Annotated in this window: 12 protein-coding genes and 1 pseudogene; 7 read left to right on the forward strand and 6 right to left on the reverse strand. The window is 70.2% G+C overall.

Annotated elements, in window-relative coordinates; translation table 11 throughout:
- Positions 1 to 74: 74 nt before the first annotated feature.
- On the reverse strand, positions 75 to 1,178 hold the full coding sequence (locus G4Q83_RS20540) for a dipeptide epimerase (protein WP_128420322.1): 1,104 nt from the start codon (positions 1,176 to 1,178) through the stop codon (positions 75 to 77).
- A complete protein-coding gene (locus tag G4Q83_RS20545; protein WP_128420323.1) occupies positions 1,175 to 2,569 on the reverse strand; it encodes a C40 family peptidase in 1,395 nt (464 codons plus the stop codon). The genes G4Q83_RS20540 and G4Q83_RS20545 overlap by 4 nt, the downstream gene beginning before the upstream one ends.
- Before the next feature lie 219 nt (positions 2,570 to 2,788).
- Here G4Q83_RS20545 and G4Q83_RS20550 point away from each other — a divergent pair, with 219 nt between their 5' ends.
- The 7 genes and pseudogenes from G4Q83_RS20550 (at position 2,789) to G4Q83_RS20580 (ending at position 8,776) form a co-directional block, all read left to right on the forward strand.
- Positions 2,789 to 5,581, forward strand: a complete 2,793-nt coding sequence (locus G4Q83_RS20550; RefSeq protein WP_128420324.1) for a TonB-dependent receptor plug domain-containing protein — start codon at positions 2,789 to 2,791, stop codon at positions 5,579 to 5,581.
- Positions 5,582 to 5,625: 44 nt separating this feature from the next.
- On the forward strand, positions 5,626 to 5,892 hold the full coding sequence (locus G4Q83_RS20555) for a hypothetical protein (protein ID WP_128420325.1): 267 nt from the start codon (positions 5,626 to 5,628) through the stop codon (positions 5,890 to 5,892).
- 202 nt (positions 5,893 to 6,094) lie between these two features.
- A complete protein-coding gene (locus G4Q83_RS20560; RefSeq protein WP_158255017.1) occupies positions 6,095 to 6,235 on the forward strand; it encodes a hypothetical protein in 141 nt (46 codons plus the stop codon).
- 205 nt (positions 6,236 to 6,440) lie between these two features.
- Positions 6,441 to 7,226, forward strand: a pseudogene (locus G4Q83_RS20565) (N-acetylmuramoyl-L-alanine amidase); the annotation flags it as partial.
- A gap of 102 nt (positions 7,227 to 7,328) precedes the next feature.
- On the forward strand, positions 7,329 to 7,712 hold the full coding sequence (locus tag G4Q83_RS20570; protein ID WP_128420327.1) for a hypothetical protein: 384 nt from the start codon (positions 7,329 to 7,331) through the stop codon (positions 7,710 to 7,712).
- 76 nt (positions 7,713 to 7,788) lie between these two features.
- Positions 7,789 to 8,079, forward strand: coding sequence for a hypothetical protein (locus G4Q83_RS22710; protein WP_221893096.1), 291 nt, complete (start codon positions 7,789 to 7,791; stop codon positions 8,077 to 8,079).
- A 307-nt stretch (positions 8,080 to 8,386) separates the two neighbouring features.
- Positions 8,387 to 8,776 (forward strand): phosphoheptose isomerase family protein, encoded by a 390-nt coding sequence (locus G4Q83_RS20580; RefSeq protein WP_128420329.1) that lies wholly within the window; start codon positions 8,387 to 8,389, stop codon positions 8,774 to 8,776.
- Positions 8,777 to 8,785: 9 nt separating this feature from the next.
- Here G4Q83_RS20580 and G4Q83_RS20585 read toward each other — a convergent pair whose 3' ends face one another.
- The 4 genes from G4Q83_RS20585 to G4Q83_RS20600 all read right to left on the reverse strand — a co-directional run bounded on the left by G4Q83_RS20585 (position 8,786) and on the right by G4Q83_RS20600 (position 17,893).
- Positions 8,786 to 8,929 (reverse strand): hypothetical protein, encoded by a 144-nt coding sequence (locus G4Q83_RS20585; protein ID WP_158255018.1) that lies wholly within the window; start codon positions 8,927 to 8,929, stop codon positions 8,786 to 8,788.
- 284 nt (positions 8,930 to 9,213) lie between these two features.
- Complete coding sequence (gene glgB, locus G4Q83_RS20590) at positions 9,214 to 11,400, reverse strand: 1,4-alpha-glucan branching protein GlgB (protein ID WP_128420330.1); 2,187 nt, start codon at positions 11,398 to 11,400, stop codon at positions 9,214 to 9,216.
- Positions 11,397 to 14,756: a maltose alpha-D-glucosyltransferase gene (gene treS / locus G4Q83_RS20595; RefSeq protein ID WP_128420331.1), complete on the reverse strand. Its 3,360-nt coding sequence runs from the start codon at positions 14,754 to 14,756 to the stop codon at positions 11,397 to 11,399. The genes glgB and treS overlap by 4 nt, the downstream gene beginning before the upstream one ends.
- A complete protein-coding gene (locus tag G4Q83_RS20600) occupies positions 14,753 to 17,893 on the reverse strand; it encodes an alpha-1,4-glucan--maltose-1-phosphate maltosyltransferase (RefSeq protein WP_128420332.1) in 3,141 nt (1,046 codons plus the stop codon). The genes treS and G4Q83_RS20600 overlap by 4 nt, the downstream gene beginning before the upstream one ends.
- Positions 17,894 to 18,234: the final 341 nt, after the last annotated feature.

The following is an 18,234-nucleotide window of genomic DNA, read 5'->3' on the forward strand; positions in this document are numbered from 1 at the left end:
TCTAAGCAGCAACGACGATTGCGATGGAAGCGACCGCGCTGCGGTAGCCTGGCACGTAGCTGTGGACAGATGGATTACCCGCGCGGCGGCAGCAACTCCAGGCCGCGAATCTCACGGATGCCAAGCCCCGGCGCGTCAGTGACGGTGATTTGCGAGTCGTTGAAGATCACCCCGCTCTCCACCGGGTCGAACAGGCCCAGCGACGGACCGTCCAGGTCCACCTTGGTGATGATGTCGGCCTTGGCCACCGCCAGGTGCACCGCCGCCGCCACGCCGATGCTCGACTCGAGCATGCAGCCGATCATGCATTGCACCCCGTACAGCGCCGCGATGTCGGCGATGCGGATCGCATTCGACACGCTGCCGGTCTTCATCAGCTTGATGTTGACGATGTCCGCCGCGCGGCGCTGGATCAGGTCGAACGCCTGCGCCGGGGCGAACACGCTCTCGTCGGCCATCACCGGCGTGTTCACCCGCTCGGTCACGTACTTCAGGCCGTCGATGTCCCACGCCTTGACCGGCTGCTCCAGCAGATCCAGTGCCACGCCGGCGTCTTCCAGCGTGCGCACCGCGGACACCGCCTGCTTCGGCGTCCAGCCCTGGTTGGCGTCCAGCCGCAGCAGCGCGCGGCCCTCGACCGCGGCATGGATCGCCTTGACCCGCTCGATGTCCAGGCCGAGGTCCTGGCCGACCTTGATCTTCAGCGCAGTGAAGCCGCGCCCGAGCGCCGACAGCGCATCGGCCACCATCTTGTCGATGGCGTCCACGCTGATGGTGATGTCGGTGGTGATCACCGGGTCGCCGCCGCCGAGCATCTGGTACAGCGGCGCGCCGTACAGCTGCGCCCACAGGTCGTAGACCGCGATCTCCACCGCGGCCTTGGCGCTGCCGTTGCGTTCCAGCGCGCCCTGGATCAGGCCGCTGAGCCGGTTGAGATTGGCCACGTCCTCGCCGACCAGGCGCGGCTTGATGAAACCGTCGATCGCCGCGACGATCGAGCCATGGGTATCGCCGGTGATCGGCGCGGTCGCAGGCGCTGCGCCATAGCCGATGTGGCCGCTGTCGGTATGCACCAGCACCACCACGTCCTCGACCGTTTCCACGGTGCGCAGCGCGGTCTTGAACGGCGTCTTCAGCGGCACGCGCAGCATGCCCAGCCGGATATCGGTGATCTTCATTCGGTGGCGATCGGACGGATGCGCTGGATACGGGTGATGCGGTCGATGAAGGGGGTGCCGTCGCTCAGCAGCAGCGGCTCCAGCGGCGTCACCGACACGCCGTTGAGCGGCGCGCGCTGCAACTGACCCGACGCGTCGCGGTAGCTGGCGCCGGACACGTCGTGGATCACCCAGGTGCGGCCGCGGTCGTGGCCGATCACCATCATCACGTGGCCGGGGATGTAGACCAGGTCGCCGACCTGCAGCCGCGCCAGCGCCTGCCGCCGCTGCGCCGGCGGCGCAGCGGCGGAATAGGGTACGGCGGCAAGGCTGGGACTGCGCGCCTGGTCGCCGGTATTGCGCGGCAGGACGATGCCGAGGCTGCGGTAGACGTCGGCGACGAAGCCGCTGCAGTCGCGCGCGTCGTAGTCGTTGCCCCAGCCGTAGCGCTCGCCGAGGAACTTGAACGCCTGCCGCAGCAGGTTGCCTGGCGTCGCCGGCAGCGGCGCGGCGGCGACGTCGGCGCCGCGCGGTACCAGCGCCGGCGCCAGCCGCAGCCGGCCATCGGCGTCGCGCAACGGCAACTGCACCACGTAGGCGGCCAGCGGCGCCTGGCCGTTGACCGCCTGCTGCGGCGGCCAGTCCTCGATCAGCGGCAGGGCGCTGCCCATGTCCAGCGGCAGTTGCGAGGCCGCCGGCAGTTCCGGGGTGAACGCGGTCAGCGCGCGTGCGCCGGTGACCACCAGCCGCGGCGTGCGCTGCGCATAGCCCAGCACCGCCGCGCGTTCGCCTTCGGCCACGCGCTCGCGTTCGATCCACGCCGCGTAGTTCGGCGCCAGCACGAACAACCACTGGCCGTCGCGGCTGACGTGCAGGATCGCCACCGCGGTGCCGGGGTACAGTGCCGATTCCTGGAAGCGGTCGATGTCGTGGTCGTCGCGGCCGCTGAACACGCGTTGCCGCGTGGGAAAGGTGCGCAGGTCGGCGCGGCGCACTACCAGCGCGTAGCGCGGCGTCACTTGCGCGGGAATCGCGTCCAGGGCGAGCGCGGACTGCAAAGCGGCCAGTTGCGCGGCGTCGAGCGCGGCGTCGCTTGCGTCGTAGAGCGGGCGCGACGGCGGCGCCGACAGCGCCAGCACCCGTGCACGCACCTGCGTGGCGGTGTAGCGGTCGGGCAGCGCCTGCAGGTCGTGCATCGAGGCGCCGTGGCGCAGCAGGTGCGCATTGAAGCGCTGCACCTGCGCCGCGTCGAGCAACGGACGCGACGTATCGGGCAGGCGCGCGATCCAGTAATCGGCGTGCAGCTGGCCGGCTTGCGGCTGGAACGGTCTCTCGCCGGTGGCGCTTGCCGCGGCGATGGGCCCGCTCAGCGCCGCGGCGAGCAGCAGGCACAGGCCATGCATCGTGTTCATCGGACCCCGGGCGGTGGAAAAGGCGCCGGAACGCGGCGTGCCGGTCTGAGAATAATCTTGTTCTTTATTTTGACCGTCAAGAATAATCTATCGACGGTCTGGAAATGCGGGCGCACGTCGCGGCGCCGCTGTTCGGCATACGCGCCCAAAGAATCTGTATGGATGCCCAGGTTGGTTGCCGGCGTCATCAAGCGTCGTCGATTGCAGGAGTAGAGCCGCGTGTCCGCCCGAAGCCATCGTCCCCGTTGCACCGTCCGCCCGTCCCGCCTCGGGCTCGCGCTGCTGGCCGGGTTGTCGCAGCCGCCGCTCGCCGCGGCGCAGGATGCGTCCACCACCACGCATGAGCTGGACAAGGTCGTCGTCACCGGTTCGCGCATCGGGCGCGCGCAGGTGGAGGGCCCGGCGCCGGTGACCGTCATCACCGCCCAGGACATCCAGAAGCAGGGCTTCAGCACGGTGTGGGAATCGCTCGGCACGCTGACCCAGTTCAGCGGCAGCGCCTTCAACGAAAGCGACCAGACCGGCAGCTCGCCCAACGGCCAGTACCTCAACCTGCGCGGCCTGGGGCCGGGCTATCAGCTGATCCTGCTCAACGGCAAGCGCATGGCCGACTACCCGCAGTCCTACGGCGCCAACGGCACCGCGGTGAGCCTGGGCAGCATTCCCGCCGCGGCGGTGGAATGCATCGAGGTGATGAGCGGCGGCGCCTCGGCGATCTACGGCTCCGATGCGGTGGCCGGCGTGGTCAACATCATCACCAAGCGCAATTTCAGCGGCCACACGCTGCGCCTGCGCGGCGGCGGCACCACCCGCGGCGGCGGCGACAGCAGCCAGTTGCAATGGAGCGGCGGGCGCACCGGCGACCGCTGGAGCCTGACCTATGCGTTCGAACGGCTGGACCGCGAGGCGATCGTCGCCAGCCAGCGCGGCTTCATGGATTCGTACTACGACCATCCGGCCAACAAGGCCGATCCGTCCAGCCCCAACGTCTCGATCTCCGGCGTCTACCTGCGCCGCGGCAGCACCTATCTGTGGCCCAGCGGCGGCGCGCTGTCGACCTCGGCCAGCGCGCTGGCCGCGGCCTGCGCGGCGACCAACCCGGCGTTCGTGCCGTACAAGACCGCCGACAGCCTGCCCGCGCCCAACCGCTGCGGCGCGTTCGGCTACTACGAAGGCCGCTCGGTGCAGAACGGCTACGGCAAGACCTCCGCCTACCTGTCCGGCAGCTTCGACTTCAGCGACACGGTCGCCGGCTACGCGCAGGTGCTGGCCAATCGCGCCAAGGACGAAAGCTCCAGCCAGACCCACTACTACATCGGCGAGGGCGCGTTCACCGTCTACGACCCGGACCTGGGCCTGGTCACCGCGCAGCGCATCTTCCTGCCGTCGGAAGTGGGCGGGATCAAGAACATCGCGTACGACGAGAAGTCCTGGAACCTCAATGCCGGCGTGCGCGGCAAGCTGTTGGACGGCCGCTTCGACTGGGACGCGAGCGTGTCGCTGTCGCGCTACGACATCACCACGCGGCGCCCGCGCTTCCTCACCAACGCGGTGCGCGACTACTACATGGGCCCGCTGCTGGGCTATCGGCCCGATGGCACCGAGATCCGCGCGTTCTACGCCGACAGGCTGTTCGCGCCGGGCAGTGCGGCGCTGTACGATCAGCTCACCACCGAGGTGGTGAGCCGCGGCGCGTCCAGCACCGACCAGACCCAGTTCGTGTTCAGCGGCGACCTGTTCGAACTGCCGGCTGGCGCGGTGCAGGTCGCCACCGTGCTGGAGGCGGCGCGGCAGAAGTACGACCTGGATCCGGATCCGCGCATCACCGTGGACTACACCGGCAGCGAGCGCATCTACAACCTGACCCAGACCCCGGGCGGCGGCCCGCGCGACCGCTACGCCGCCGGCCTGGAACTGCGCGTGCCGATCTTCAGCCGGCTCAGCGCCACCCTGGCCGGGCGCTACGACAAGTACGACGACATCACCGCGGTCGACGCCGCCAGCACCTGGCAGGCCGGCCTGGAATGGCGACCGTTCGGCAGCCTGCTGCTGCGCGGCAGCCATGCCACCAGTTTCCGCGCGCCGGACCTGCTGTGGATCTATGCCGGCACCAGCGCCAACAATCCCACCGTCACCGACGAATACCTGTGCCGCCGCGACGGCCTGGATCCGCTGTCGGCCGCGTGCTCGGCCGCGCACGAGTACCAGACCTTCTCCACCCAGTCGTCCAATCCGCTGCTGGAGGAAGAGAAGGGCAGGTCGACCACGCTGGGCCTCGTCTGGGACGTGCTGCCGAGGCTGTCGCTGAGCGCGGACTACTACCGCATCGAGCTGGAGGGCCGGGTCGAGTCGATTTCCAGCGAGACCTTGCTGGAGAACAACGCCAACTGCCTGCTCGGCCGCGACCGCGCCGGCAATGCGGTCGATACCGCGTCGGCCGCATGCCAGTTCTACATCCAGTCGGTGACCCGCAGCCCCGGCACCGATCTCACCGCCGAAGGCCGGATCACCGCGTTCGAGACCTTCCCGATCAACCAGTCGTTGATGCGCACCGACGGCGTGGACGCCAACCTGCGCTACAGCCTAGACCTTGGTGACTGGGGCGCGTTCGGTGTGCAGGCCGGCTATACCCGTGTGCTGAAGATGGAGGTGGCGCAGTTCGCCGGGGCCAAGCCGGTGGACGTGATGAACGACGTCGATTACCTGGCGTTCCGCACCCGCAGCAATTGGCGTTTGAACTGGAGCATCGGCGACTGGTCGACCAGCCTGTACGGCTATCGCTACGGCTCGCGTCCCAACTACGCCGGGACCGGGCGGGTGGCGCCATACGTGGTCTGGAATGTGGACGTCGCCAAGCGGATCACCGACCAGGCCACGCTCGGCATCAGCATGCTCAACGTGTTCGACACGATCCATCCGCGCGACGACACCTACACAGCGTGGCCATACTTCCCGCGCGTCTACAGCGCGATCGGGCGGCAGCTGTACGCCAACTTCACCTACACCTTCTGAGGTGCGCGTGCGAGGCGAGGCGAGGCGACTACGCGGCACACGCTGTGCACGGACCCGGCGCGGCGCCGGCGCCGGCGCCGCGCGCATGCGGCCTGCTGCTCGCCGCCTGCCTGGCGCGGCCTGCGCTCGCGGCGGCCGCGCGCACCGGCAGCTTGATGGGCATGCATTCCTCGCTGGCGCTGCCGCCGGATCGGCGCAGTGGCTTCGCGGTCCTCAGCAACGGCGACGGCAGCGCGATGCGCGCCATGCCGAGCGAAGCGCCGACCCGTCCCGCCGAGCCCGCGCTGGACATGATGCACTCTGCGGCCTGATCGAGCGCGAGCGTGTACAGGTTGCTGCCGCCGTGCACGGCGCGACCGACACGTCCGCACGCGTGCCGGTGACCGCGGCCGCGTCGCGCGACCGGCAGGGCGTGTGGCGCGATCCTTGGTTCGGCGAGGTCGTGCTGCGCCCGCAGTGCGGCGCGCTGTGCTTGCCGGCGCGCAAGTCACCGCTGTTGCGCGGACAGGTCTCGTGCGGGTCGGCGCGCGCTGGCTGCTGGACTGGGACGATCCCAGCGCCGATGCCGAGCCGTGGCTGGACTTCACCCACGCGGCCGATGGCGCGCGCTGGCTGCGCCTGGCGCATATCCACTCCGACGCGGATTTCGGCTAGGACCATGCCGATCTGGAGTTCGTGCGCGTGGACCCATGTCCGGTTGGAGCCCGTGGCTCGTGCAGGAGGGGCTTCAGCCCCGACGCCCTACCGGTAAAGCGTCGTGGCTGAAGCCCCTCCTGCAAGAACTGACGCGTTCCTCGAATCGGTCAAACGTCGTTTCCATGCGATTGCAACTTACTACTCAGCTGACCAGGATTTCCCCATGACCGGACCCTTCCCCACACCCACATCACCTCGCATCCTCTGGTTGGCGCCGCTGGCGCTCGCCGCCGTGCTCGGCGCCTGCGCGCACGCGCCGCCGCACAATCCGCTGGCCGAATGGGTGCCGTCGCCGAACCATAACCTGCGCCGGCCGATCCTGATCGTGATCCACTACACCGCCCAGAACTCCGTGCAGCAGAGCCTGGACATGCTGCGCTCGCAGAACAGCAAGGGCAAGGTCAGCGCGCACTACCTGATCGGCCGCGACGGTAAGCGCTACCAACTGGTCGGCGACGAGCGCCGCGCCTGGCACGGCGGCGCCGGGCGCTGGGGCACGATCACCGACATCAATTCCGCCTCGATCGGCATCGAACTGGACAACGACGGCAAGACCCCGTTCGCGCAGGCGCAGATCGACAGCCTGCTGCTGTTGCTCGAGGACCTGTGCATGCGGCTGCGCATCCCGCGCACGCAGGTGGTCGGGCACGAGGACTTCGCGCCCACGCGCAAGATCGATCCGGGCCCGCTGTTCCCGTGGAAACGCCTGGCCGCCGCCGGCTTCGGCGTCTGGCCCGCCGCCGACACGCTGCCGCCGCCGACCGGCTTCGATCCGTGGCAGGCGCTGGCGCTGATCGGCTATCCGATCGACGACCGCGCTGCCGCGCTGCGCGCCTTCCACCATCATTACCGCGGCAGCGACGCCGCCGCGTTCGACGCCGAGGACCTGCGCATCCTGCATGCGTTGACGCATCCGGCGCTGGCGCGTCCGCAGCCGATCCCAGCGCCGTAGCCGGACGCGCCGTAGCCGATCGCGCCGTCGCCTTCCCCAGCAGGGGCCCGTCCGATGCCCGCCACCCGCCGCTCTCCCGTGCGCTCCAGGTGCGCGGCGATGCGGCTTCTCCTGTGCCTGTCGAGCATTTGCGCGCCGCTCCAGGCCGGCGCCCGGCTCGGCGTGCAAGCCTCGCCGCAAGCGCAGGATTACGTGCAGCATCGACAGCAGTTCCAGCGGCACACGCTGCTCACCGAACAGCGCCATCGGCGCACCTTCGAACTGAGCGCCGCGGCCGCCGCCGACACCGGCGCCGCGCTGCTGTCGGTGGACGAGGACATCGTCCAGGCATTGCAGGCGCTGGCCGACGACCCGGCGCGCCTGCGCCAGCTGCAGGACCCATCGCAGGCGGTGCAGACCGCGCTGCGCGGCGGGTACCGCGTCTACGTGTACGCCACCGGCTCCACCGGCCGCGTTGCCGAGACGCTGGAGAGCGGCCTTTAGCAGCCGTTGCGCAGCCGCGCCCAGCAACGTGCGCCGCAGGCCTGGGCGCGTCTGCAACAGCGCCTGCCCGGACTGGATGCGCGCCTGCGCGGCGCGATCACCGGCGGCGATCACGCGTCGATCGCGCGTCGATCAGCTCGCTGGAAGGCTTCGAGGACCTGCCGCTGATCGGCAGCTGCAATTGCAGGACCATGGCATCGGCGCGCGCGAGCTGGTGTTCGCGGTCACCGAAGGCGGCGAGACCACGGCGCTGATCGGCGCCGTACTAGCTGCGGCCGCGCAGGCGGGCGGCGACCGCTACCGCGCCGCGTTCGAGCAGCGTATCGACGATCCGTGGCTGCGCGTCACCGCGCGGCGCAGCCTGTAACGCGCCGGCAGCGAGCAGCAGGCGCTGTACGACCTGGCCTTCTCCGCCGCCAACCGGGCGCAGAACGCGCCGCGTACCGGCGACCTGGCCGCGTTGCTGCTGTTCGGCGAGGCGACGCTGTCGCCGGCGCAGCGGCAATGGCTGCAGGAAGCGGCCGACGCCGGCGTCGAACCGGTGGCAGTCGCGGTCGGGACCGCGCCGCTGCGCGGCGACGTGCTGCAGGCGTTGCCGGCAGGCACGACCGCTGCTCGCGGCGCCCCAGGCGCAGGCCGATCCGCTTGGGCTCAACCGCACCGCCGCGCTGAAGATGCTGCTCAACGCGCATTCGACCACGGCGATGGCCAGGCTCGGGCGCGTGGTTGGCAACACCAGGACCGCGGTGCAGCCGGGCAACCTGCAGCTGATCGGGCGCGCCACCTGGCTGATCCAGTCGCACGGCAACGGCGTGCTGGACAGCGCCGCCTGGCGCGCCCGCCATGGCGACACCGCGGCGCTCGACTATACCGAGGCCAACGCGGTGCTGTTCGAGGCGATCGCGCAGCGCAGCACGCTCGCCGACGCCGCGCAGCTGCCGGAGGTGGAGGTGGGTGGTGGCGATCCTGGAGAGCCTGGCGCAGCGGCAGCCGACCGCCTGCCCGGCGCGCAACGCTTGCGCGCGCAGGGGCTGAACGGCTATCTGCAGGCGCAGACGCGCTGAACCGCAGGGTCAGGCGACGTCCACTTCGCTCAAATCCCGTTCGTGATCGACCAGGTAGTCCAGTGCGAAGGCGAAGCTGCCCGGCACGATCAGCTCGGACAGCACCACCGCCAGAAACAGGCCATTGCGCTCTTGCGGCTTGTAGCGGGGCATGGGCAATCCCGGTTGTCCCGACCTGTTGGATTTACCGTCGGAGATCGGAAACCGTTGAGCTATAGGCCCGGAAGCATCCGGAGCGGCGATGCGATGGGCGCCGGCTTGGCGCCTCTGACGTGCATGCAGAGCAAGGCGCCGAGACGGACGTGAGTTTAGCGTCGGCGTCGGCGCGCGGTCTCCCCGCCGTGGTAGACGCGGCGAGCGACTTTGCGGAGTGGGCGGCGGCGAAAGGCTCTCAGGCAACGCGCCGACGCCTCTTGCTCGTCCACTTTTGCCTCCCCTCAATCTTCCAACCCCAACACCAACACCCCCAACGGCGGCACCGTCAGCACCAGCGAGGCCGAGTGGCCATGGGCACCGACGCTCTCGGCAAGCACACTCCCGCCGTTGCCGACATTGCTGCCGCCGTAGATCTGGGCGTCGGAGTTCAGCAGTTCGCGCCAGCGGCCGCCGCGGGGGACGCCGATGCGGTAGCCGTGGTGCACCAGCGGGGTGAGGTTGGCCACCACCAGCAGCGGGGCGTCGCTGCCCTGGGCGGTGCGCAGGTAGGCGAACAGGCTGTTGCCGGCGTCGTCGCCGATGACCCAGGCGAAGCCGTCGGGGGCGTCGTCGCGCGCGTGCAGCGCGGGGTGTTCGGCGTACAGGCGGTTGAGGTCGCGGACCAGGCGCTGGACGCCGCGGTGGCGCGGGTCGTCGAGCAGGTGCCAGGGCAGCGCGGCGTCGTGGTTCCACTCGGTCGGCTGGGCCAGTTCGCAGCCCATGAACAGCAGTTTGCGCCCGGGGTGGGTGTACATGTAGCCGAGGTAGGCGCGCAGGTTGGCGAAGCGCTGCCAGTCGTCGCCTGGCATGCGCCCGAGCAGGGAACGCTTGCCGTGCACCACTTCGTCATGGGAGATCGGCAGCATGAAGCGCTCGGAATACGCGTAGACCATGCTGAAGGTCATCTCGCCGTGGTGGTAGCGGCGGTAGATCGGGTCCAGCTCGATGTAGTGCAGGCTGTCGTGCATCCAGCCCATGTTCCACTTGTAGTCGAAGCCCAGGCCGCCGTGCGCGAGGTCGGCGGTGACGCCGGGCCAGGCGGTGGATTCCTCGGCGATGGTGATGGCGCCCGGCGCCTGTTCGGCGACGACCTGGTTGAGCCGGCGCAGGAAGGCGATGGTCTCGTAGTTCTCGCGGCCGCCGTGGATGTTGGGCACCCACTCGCCGGCGTTGCGGCTGTAGTCCCGGTACAGCATGGAGGCGACCGCATCCACGCGCAGGCCGTCGACGTGGTAGCGCTGCAGGAATTCCAGCGCGCTGGCGATCAGGAAGCCGGAGACTTCGCGCCGGCCGTGGTTGTAGATGAGCGTGTTCCAGTCGCGGTGGAAGCCTTCGCGCGGGTCGGCGTGTTCGTACAGCGAGGTGCCGTCGAAATGGGCCAGGCCGTGCGCGTCGGTGGGGAAATGCGCCGGCACCCAATCGACGATGACGCCGATGTCCTCGCGGTGGCAGCGGTCGACGAAGCGGGCGAAGCCGTCGGGCGAGCCGAAGCGCGCGGTGGGCGCGAACAGGCCCAGCGGTTGGTAGCCCCAGGAGCCGCCGAACGGGTGTTCGGCGACCGGCATCAGTTCGATATGGGTGAAGCCCATGTCGGCGACGTAGGGGATCAGGCGGTCGGCCAGCGCGTCCCAGTCGAGCAGGCTGCCGTCGTCGGCATGCATCCACGAGCCGGCATGGATCTCGTACACGCTCAGCGGCGCGTGCGGCGCGTGGCGGCGCGCGCGCGAGGCCATCCATGCATCGTCGCGCCAATGGAACGGTGCAGGGTCGGCCACGATCGAGGCGGTGCCGGGCGCCAGTTCGGCGCGGCGCGCGACCGGGTCGGCCCTGGCTGGCAGGTCTTCGCCGCGCGGTCCGCGCAACGCGTACTTGTAGTGCGCGCCGGGGCCGACGCCGGGCACGAACAACTCCCACACCCCGGCCTGGTGGCGCAGGCGCATCGGGTGGCGGCGCGCGTCCCAGGTGTTGAAGTCGCCGATCACCGCCACGCGGGTGGCGTTGGGCGCCCATACCGCGAAGCGAGTGCCGCGCACGCCGTCGACCTCGACCGCGTTCGCGCCCAGCGCATCGGCCAGGTGCAGGTGGCGGCCTTCGCCGATCAGGTGCAGGTCGAAATCGCTGAGCTGCGGGCCGAAGGCGTAGGCGTCGTGCGTCTCCTGCTCGCCACCGGGCCAGCGGATGCGCAGCCGGTAGTCGCCCTCGTCAGGCAGCTGCGCGGCGAAGAAGCCGGCGCTCGGCCCTTGCTCCATCGGCACCTCGCGGCCGTCATCGAGCACGGCGACCACGGCGTCGGCACCGGGGAGATGAGTGCGCAGCACGCGCGCGTCGTCGATGCGGTGCGCGCCGAGCACGGCGAACGGATCGCCATGACGGGCGTTGGCGAAGGCGCGCAGCGTCGCCTGGTCCCAGACGTGGACGACCTCACTCATCGAATCGCCTCCTCGGGCGCGGGAAAGCGTTCGAGTATGCGCAGCAGTCCCTGTATCGGCACCATGATCCAGGCCGGACGGTTGGCGGCTTCGTAGCGAATTTCATAGCTGGCCTTCTCGATCAGGAACAACAGGGTGGTGGTCTCGAACGCAGCCGGCGCCACCCATGGATGCGGGCTGGCGTCGAGCACAGTGCGGTAGGCGGCCAGGAAAGCGGCGCTGGCGCGGCTGCGGAAGGCGGCCAGGAACGCGTCCCGCGCGCTGTCCAGGCCGATGCCGACGCGTGCGGCGGTGCCCTCCTCGCCGCGCGCGGAGACTTCGCTGGCGTAGTCCAGCGAGCGCAGGAAGCCGGCCACATCGTGCAAGGGGCTGCCCTTGGCGCGGCGTTCGGCCAGCGACTTGGCCGGCTCGCCTTCGAAATCGATCAGCACCACGTCGTCGAACGCGACCAGGATCTGGCCGAGATGGAAATCGCCGTGCACGCGGGTCAGCAGCGCGCCGTCGAGCAACGCCGGCGCTTGCCGCAACCACGCGTCCAGGCGCGGGCGTGCGGCCAGCAGGGCGTCCACCGCGGCGCGCTCGGCGCCGTCCTCGCCAGCACCGCGGTGCGCGGCCAGCGTGTCCCACGTCGCCTGCACCTGCTGCTCCACGCCGGCGACCACCCGTTGCGCCACGGCCGCGTCCACCGGCTGCGGCGCGAATGCGGCGGCACCGGTGGGCTGGGCCAGCGCATCGTGCAATTCCGCCAGGCGCCGCCCGACCACTTCGGCGAAGGCATCGTAGCCGGCCACGCTCTCGTGCCGCGCGGCATCGTCCTGCGCGGCCGCGTATTCCTCGGCGCCGCGCGCCAGGTGGTCCAGGGTCCAGCGCCAGGCATCGCCCTGGTTGCGCACGAAGCCCTGCAGCAGCGCCAGCGTGGTCTCCACGCCCTGCGCGTCGACCCGGGTCACGTGGCCGAACAGCGGGGCGGCGTTGGCGTAGCCGACCGCAGTCAGCCGCGCGCCCAGCTCGATCTCGGGGTTGGCGCCGGCGGACACGCGGCGCAGCAGCTTGAACACCGCCTTGTCGCCGACGATCAGCGAGCTGTTGCTCTGCTCGGCCGACAGCCAGCGGATCTCGGCGTCCTCGGTGATCTCCACCGCGGCCAGCGCCGGCGCGGCGCAGAAACGGATCTGTTCGGGCGCGGCATCGGCGCCGGCATGGGTCTCGCCGTCGATCGCCAGCACGGTGCCCTCGCGCAACGCGGCAAGCGTGGTACGGGTCAGCGACTTCAGCGCGAAGCCGTCGGTCAGGTAGCCGACCTCGCGGCCATGCCGCACCCGCGCCAGCGCCAGCTGCTCGGCCAGTACGCTGGGCTGCTCGCGGTCCCAGACGATGCCCAGCGGCAGGATGTAGCGCTCGCGTTCGCCGTGCTCCAGTTCCGCCTCGATCTCCAGCAGGGTCAGCGCGTCGCTGCCGGGCAGGGGCGTGCGCCGGGCGATGCGCACGCCGCGCAGCGCACGATCCTTGGCCGCGAACCAGCGCCGCGTGGACAGCCAGGTCGGCAGCACGTCGCGCTCGAGCGTGGCCAGGTGCGGCAGCAGCGCGGCGGCATCGACCGCGCCGCGCAGCACCAGGGTCTGGTAGTCGGGCAGCGGCATCGGCGCGGGCACGTGCCAGTCCGGCAAGGTGGCGTTGCCGACCAGTTGGAAGGCGTAGAAGCCGAACGCCGGCACGGTGAGCAGATAGGTCAGGCGCCCGATCGGCGGGAAGCTGCCGCCGCCGATGATGTCCACCGGCACCCGGCCTTCGAATTCGGACAGGTCCAGTTCCACCGCCTGCAGCGTGTGCGACAGGTTGGCCACGCACAGCACGGTCTCGTCCTCGTGGCAGCGCAGGTAGGCGAGCAGGCGGCGGTTGCCCGGATACAGGAAGCGCAACGCGCCGCGGCCGAAGGCGCGGTAGCGCTTGCGCACCGACAGGATGCGCCGGGTCCAGGTCAGCAGCGAATGCTGGTCGCGCATCTGCGCCTCGACGTTGACCGCCTGGAAGCCGTACAGCGGGTCCATGATCGGCGGCAGCACCAGCGCGGCGGGGTCGGCGCGCGAGAAGCCGCCGTTGCGGTCGATCGACCATTGCATCGGCGTGCGCACGCCGTCGCGGTCGCCGAGGTGGATGTTGTCGCCCATGCCGATCTCGTCGCCGTAGTACAGCACCGGCGTGCCGGGCATGGTCAGCAACAGCGAGGTCATCAGCTCGATGCGGCGGCGGTCGCGCTCCAGCAGCGGCGCCAGGCGCCGGCGGATGCCCAGGTTGATGCGCGCGCGGCGGTCGGCGGCGTAGGTCTGCCACAGGTAGTCGCGCTCCGAGTCGGTGACCATCTCCAGGGTCAGCTCGTCGTGGTTGCGCAGGAAGATCGCCCACTGGCAGCTCTGCGGGATTTCCGGGGTCTGGCGCATGATGTCGGTGATCGGGAAGCGGTCCTCGCGCGCGATGGCCATGTACATGCGCGGCATCAGCGGGAAGTGGAACGCCATGTGGCATTCGTCGGCGTTCTCGCCGAAGTATTGCTGGGTGTCCTCGGGCCACATGTTGGCCTCGGCCAGCAGCATGCGGTCCGGATACTCCGCGTCCAACGTGGCGCGGATGCGGCGCAGGATCGCGTGGGTCTCGGGCAGGTTCTCGTTGGAGGTGCCCGGACGCTCGATCAGGTACGGCACCGCGTCCAGACGCAGTCCGTCCACACCCAGGTCCAGCCAGAAGCGCATCACTTCCAGCACCGCTTCCAGCACCGCCGGGTTGTCGAAGTTCAGGTCCGGCTGGTGCGAGTAGAAGCGGTGCCAGAAGTACTGGCCGGCCACCGGGTCCCAGGTCCAGTTGGCGTTCTCGGTATCGCAGAAGATGATGCGGGTGCCGGCGTAGTCCTGGTCGCTGTCGGACCACACGTAGAAGTCGCGCTCCGGCGAGCCGGCCGGCGCTTGGCGCGCGCGCTGGAACCAAGGATGCTGGTCGGAGGTGTGGTTGATCACCAATTCGGTGACGACGCGGATGCCGCGCGCGTGCGCCTGCGCCACCAGCCGCTCGAAGTCGGCGATGCTGCCGTAGTCCGGATGCACCGCCATGTACTCGGCGATGTCGTAGCCATCGTCGCGGCGCGGGCTGGGATAGAACGGCAGCAGCCAGATGGTGTCCACGCCGAGGTCGGCGATGTAGTCGAGCTTGGAGATCAGCCCGGGAAAATCGCCGATGCCGTCGTCGTTGGAATCGAAGAACGACTTCACGTGCACCTGGTAGATGATCGCGTCCTTGTACCAGAGCGCGTCGCGCGCGAGCGGACGCGCCTCGCTGTCGGCGGGCGACGGAACAGCAGCATTCATGGAGTGGCTCCGGCGCGGATGCGCCATAGGGAAAACGGCCGCGACGGATCGAGGCGAATGGTTTGCTGCTTGCCGTGCCAGGCGAATTCATGGCCATCCCACAGGTCCCGGGCGGCGACGCTGGCGTGGTCGGGCAGGCCCAGTTCCCACAGCGGCACTTCGATCTGGGCGCCCTGCGCGGCGTGCGGGTCCAGGCTGATCGCCACCAGCACCAGACTGCGGCTGCGCGCCAGGTGCGCCTGGTCGAGGAACTTGCCGAAGTACAGCACCTGGTCGTTGTGCGCGACGTAGAAGCGCGTGCCCAGGTGCGACTGCAGTTCCGGATGCTGGCGCCGCAGCAGGTTCAGCCGGGTGATCTCCTCGACGATGTCGCCGGGCGCGCGTTCGGGCCAGGCGCGCAGCTGGTATTTCTCCGAATCCAGATACTCCTCCTTGCCCGGCGCCAACGGCGTGGCCTGGCACAGTTCGAAGCCCTGGTACATGCCCCACAGGCCAGACAGCGTGGTCGCCAGCGCGGCGCGGATCAGATGGCCGCCACGGCCGCTTTGCTGCAGGAACACCGGATTGATGTCCGGGGTGTTGACGAAGAAATGCGGGCGGAAGCACTCGCGCGGCGTGCCGGCGTTGAGTTCTTCGACATAAGCCTGCAGTTCGGCCTTGTGCTCGCGCCAGGTGAAATAGGTGTAGGACTGCGAGAAACCGACCTTGGCCAGCCGGTACATCGGCTTGGGCCGGGTGAACGCCTCGGACAGGAACACCACCTGCGGATGGCGGCCGCGCACCTCGGCGATCAGCCATTCCCAGAACGGGAACGGCTTGGTGTGCGGGTTGTCGACGCGGAACAGCCGCACGCCCTCGGCGACCCAGAACAGCACCGCGTCGCGCAGCGCGTTCCACAGCGCGGGCACCGCGCCGCTGGCGTAGAAATCGACGTTGACGATGTCCTGGTACTTCTTCGGCGGATTCTCCGCGTAGGGGATCGAGCCGTCGGCGCGCCAGGTGAACCAGTCCGGATGCTCGCGCAGCCAGGGATGGTCCGGCGCGCACTGGATCGCGAAATCCAGCGCCAGCTCCAGACCCTGTTCGGCGGCCGCGGCGCGCAGCCGGCGGAAGCCCTCCAGCCCGCCGAGTTCGGCGTGCACGTCGGTGTGTCCGCCTGCGGCCGAGCCGATCGCGTATGGGCTGCCGGGTTCGCCCGGTTGCGCGCTGACCGCGTTGTTGCGGCCCTTGCGGTTGTTTTCGCCGATCGGATGGATCGGCGGCATGTACAGCACGTCGAAGCCCATCGCGCGGATGTGCGGCAGGCGCGCGATCACGTCGTCGAAGCTGCCGTGGCGCGTCGGATCGCCGCTCTGCGAACGCGGGAACAGTTCGTACCAGCTGGCGAAATGCGCAGCGCGGCGCTCGGCCTCCACGCGGAAGGTCATCGGGTATTCGGTGCGGAACGGCTTGTCGTCGGCGCGCGCCATGGCCTCGGCGGTGCCCGGTTCCAGCAGGATCTCGGCGCGTGCGGCCGGATCGTCGCTGCGCGCGATGCGCGCGACGATCGCCTTCAGCCGCGCGCCCAGCGCGCCGCGGCTGCGCGCGCGCGCGGCCTCGACCTGAACCAGGGCTTCCTGCACGTCCACCGGCAACAACGTGCCGGCGCCGCGCTTCTTCTCCAGGTCGGCGTGGGTGGTGGCGAAGAGGTCGCGCCAGGCCTCGATGCGGAACTCGTAGCGACCCAGCCGTTCCAGCGGGAACTCGCCGCGCCAGCGGTCGTTGCCCAGCGCGCGCATCGGCGCGCTGGACCAGCTGCGCGCATCGGCGGCCCGCCACAGCAGCGCCACCGCGATGCGGTCGTGGCCGTCGTAGAACGCATCGGCTTCCACGCAGACGCGGTCGCCGACGGTGCGCTTGACCGGGAAGCGGCCGTCGTCCACCGACGGCGTCACCGCCTCGATGCACACCCGCGCCGCGCCGGCGGCGACCTCGGCCGGCGTGCGCGCACGCGCAGCAGCCAGCGCCGGGCGTGCCGGCACGCTGCGGTAGACCCGCACCTCGCCCGCTTCCAGGGTGCCGCCCTGGTCGCCCTGGATCGGCTCGCCCTGGTCGCTGAGCAGGGATTCGCTGTCGCCGAGCAGGCGCAGCAGCGCCGATCCCGGCACCGGCAGCAGGTGGTCGCGGTCGCTGTTGAGCAGTACCAGCCATGGCGCGGCGCCGAGCGGCTCCACCGCGACCGCGGTTAGGGCACCGTCGCGCAACAGTGGGCGCAGGCGCAGGTCGTGCGCGGCATCGACCGGGATGGTCGGCGCTGCGTCGGTATCGGCATCGCTGTCGGCCGGTGCCGGCACTGCGATGGGTGCGGCGATCGCCCATGCCTCGCCGAAGGCGGCCGCCAGCCGGGCGCGTTGCGCGCGCTGCAGCGGCGGTTGCGCGTCGGAAGGCGCATCGGGGTCGATGGTGGCGACGACGCGACGCGCCAGGCCGCGCAGCGCCACGTCCTCGTCGAAGAACCAGCTGCCGTGCCCGTCCCACCAGGCCAGCGACGAGAACGCCGCGTCGAAGCCGGCGCCGTGCAGCCCACGCAGCGCCTCCAGTCCCAGGCCCGGGGTCCAGGCCAGGAAACGCGCCGAGGGCGCCTGCGCCTGCACGCCCTCGATCAGTGCGCGCCACGATCTGGCGGGCACGCGATGCGGCTGCAGGATGCGGAACCCGGCCAGGCCGCCGTGCAGCCAGTCGCGCAGGCGCACGCTCCACCACTGCGCCAGGCCGGCGCCTTCCTCGGCGTAGGCGAAGCGGCCCTGGGCGATCTCCGCGGCGGCGCGCTGCGCGCGCGGATCCGGCAGCGCCGTGGTGCGTGCGCGGAACCAGTGCGGATGCTCCTGCAGCAGGCGGCTGCCGCCGCCGATCTCGTCGATGCGCAGGTCGACCAACAGCTTCAGCTCGTGCTTGTGCGCCAGCGCCAGCCATTGCCGCAGTTGCGCGTCGCCGGCGGCATCGTCGGCGGCAGGGTCGGCCAGCCGCCCCTGCAGATCCTGCGCGAACGGGTTGGGCAACACCACGTGGTCGCAGCCGTTGGCGTGCGCGGCGGCCATGGCCGCTTCCAGCGCGGCCGCGTCGTGGGTGGTCAAGGGGGACAGCAGGCAGACATGCATACGGATATCCCGTTCGTCGTAATTGAGGAGTGCACGATCCAGACTGCAGCGATCGCCATCGGCAGCCCGGATCGGCCGTCGCACGAGACGGAGATGGAATGCACCTGCACCATGCGCCGCCTCGGCCATCGGCTCCAGCGCCGGGCGCCGCGGCCGATTCGCTGCGATGCGACGGGGGAACGAGACCACAGCCGGTGCCAATAAAATGTGTTCATGGCATTAAATAAGCGCATACGGCGGCTGGCGGACACGGGCCGGCACCGCGCATGCAGGCGTCGCGCGTTTGCGCTAATCACCATGCCCGTCACGGTCGCGGAGCCGTGGCGTCATCGCCTGGCCTC

Origin of the sequence: Xanthomonas theicola (genome assembly GCF_014236795.1) — a bacterium.
Lineage (GTDB): Bacteria > Pseudomonadota > Gammaproteobacteria > Xanthomonadales > Xanthomonadaceae > Xanthomonas_A > Xanthomonas_A theicola.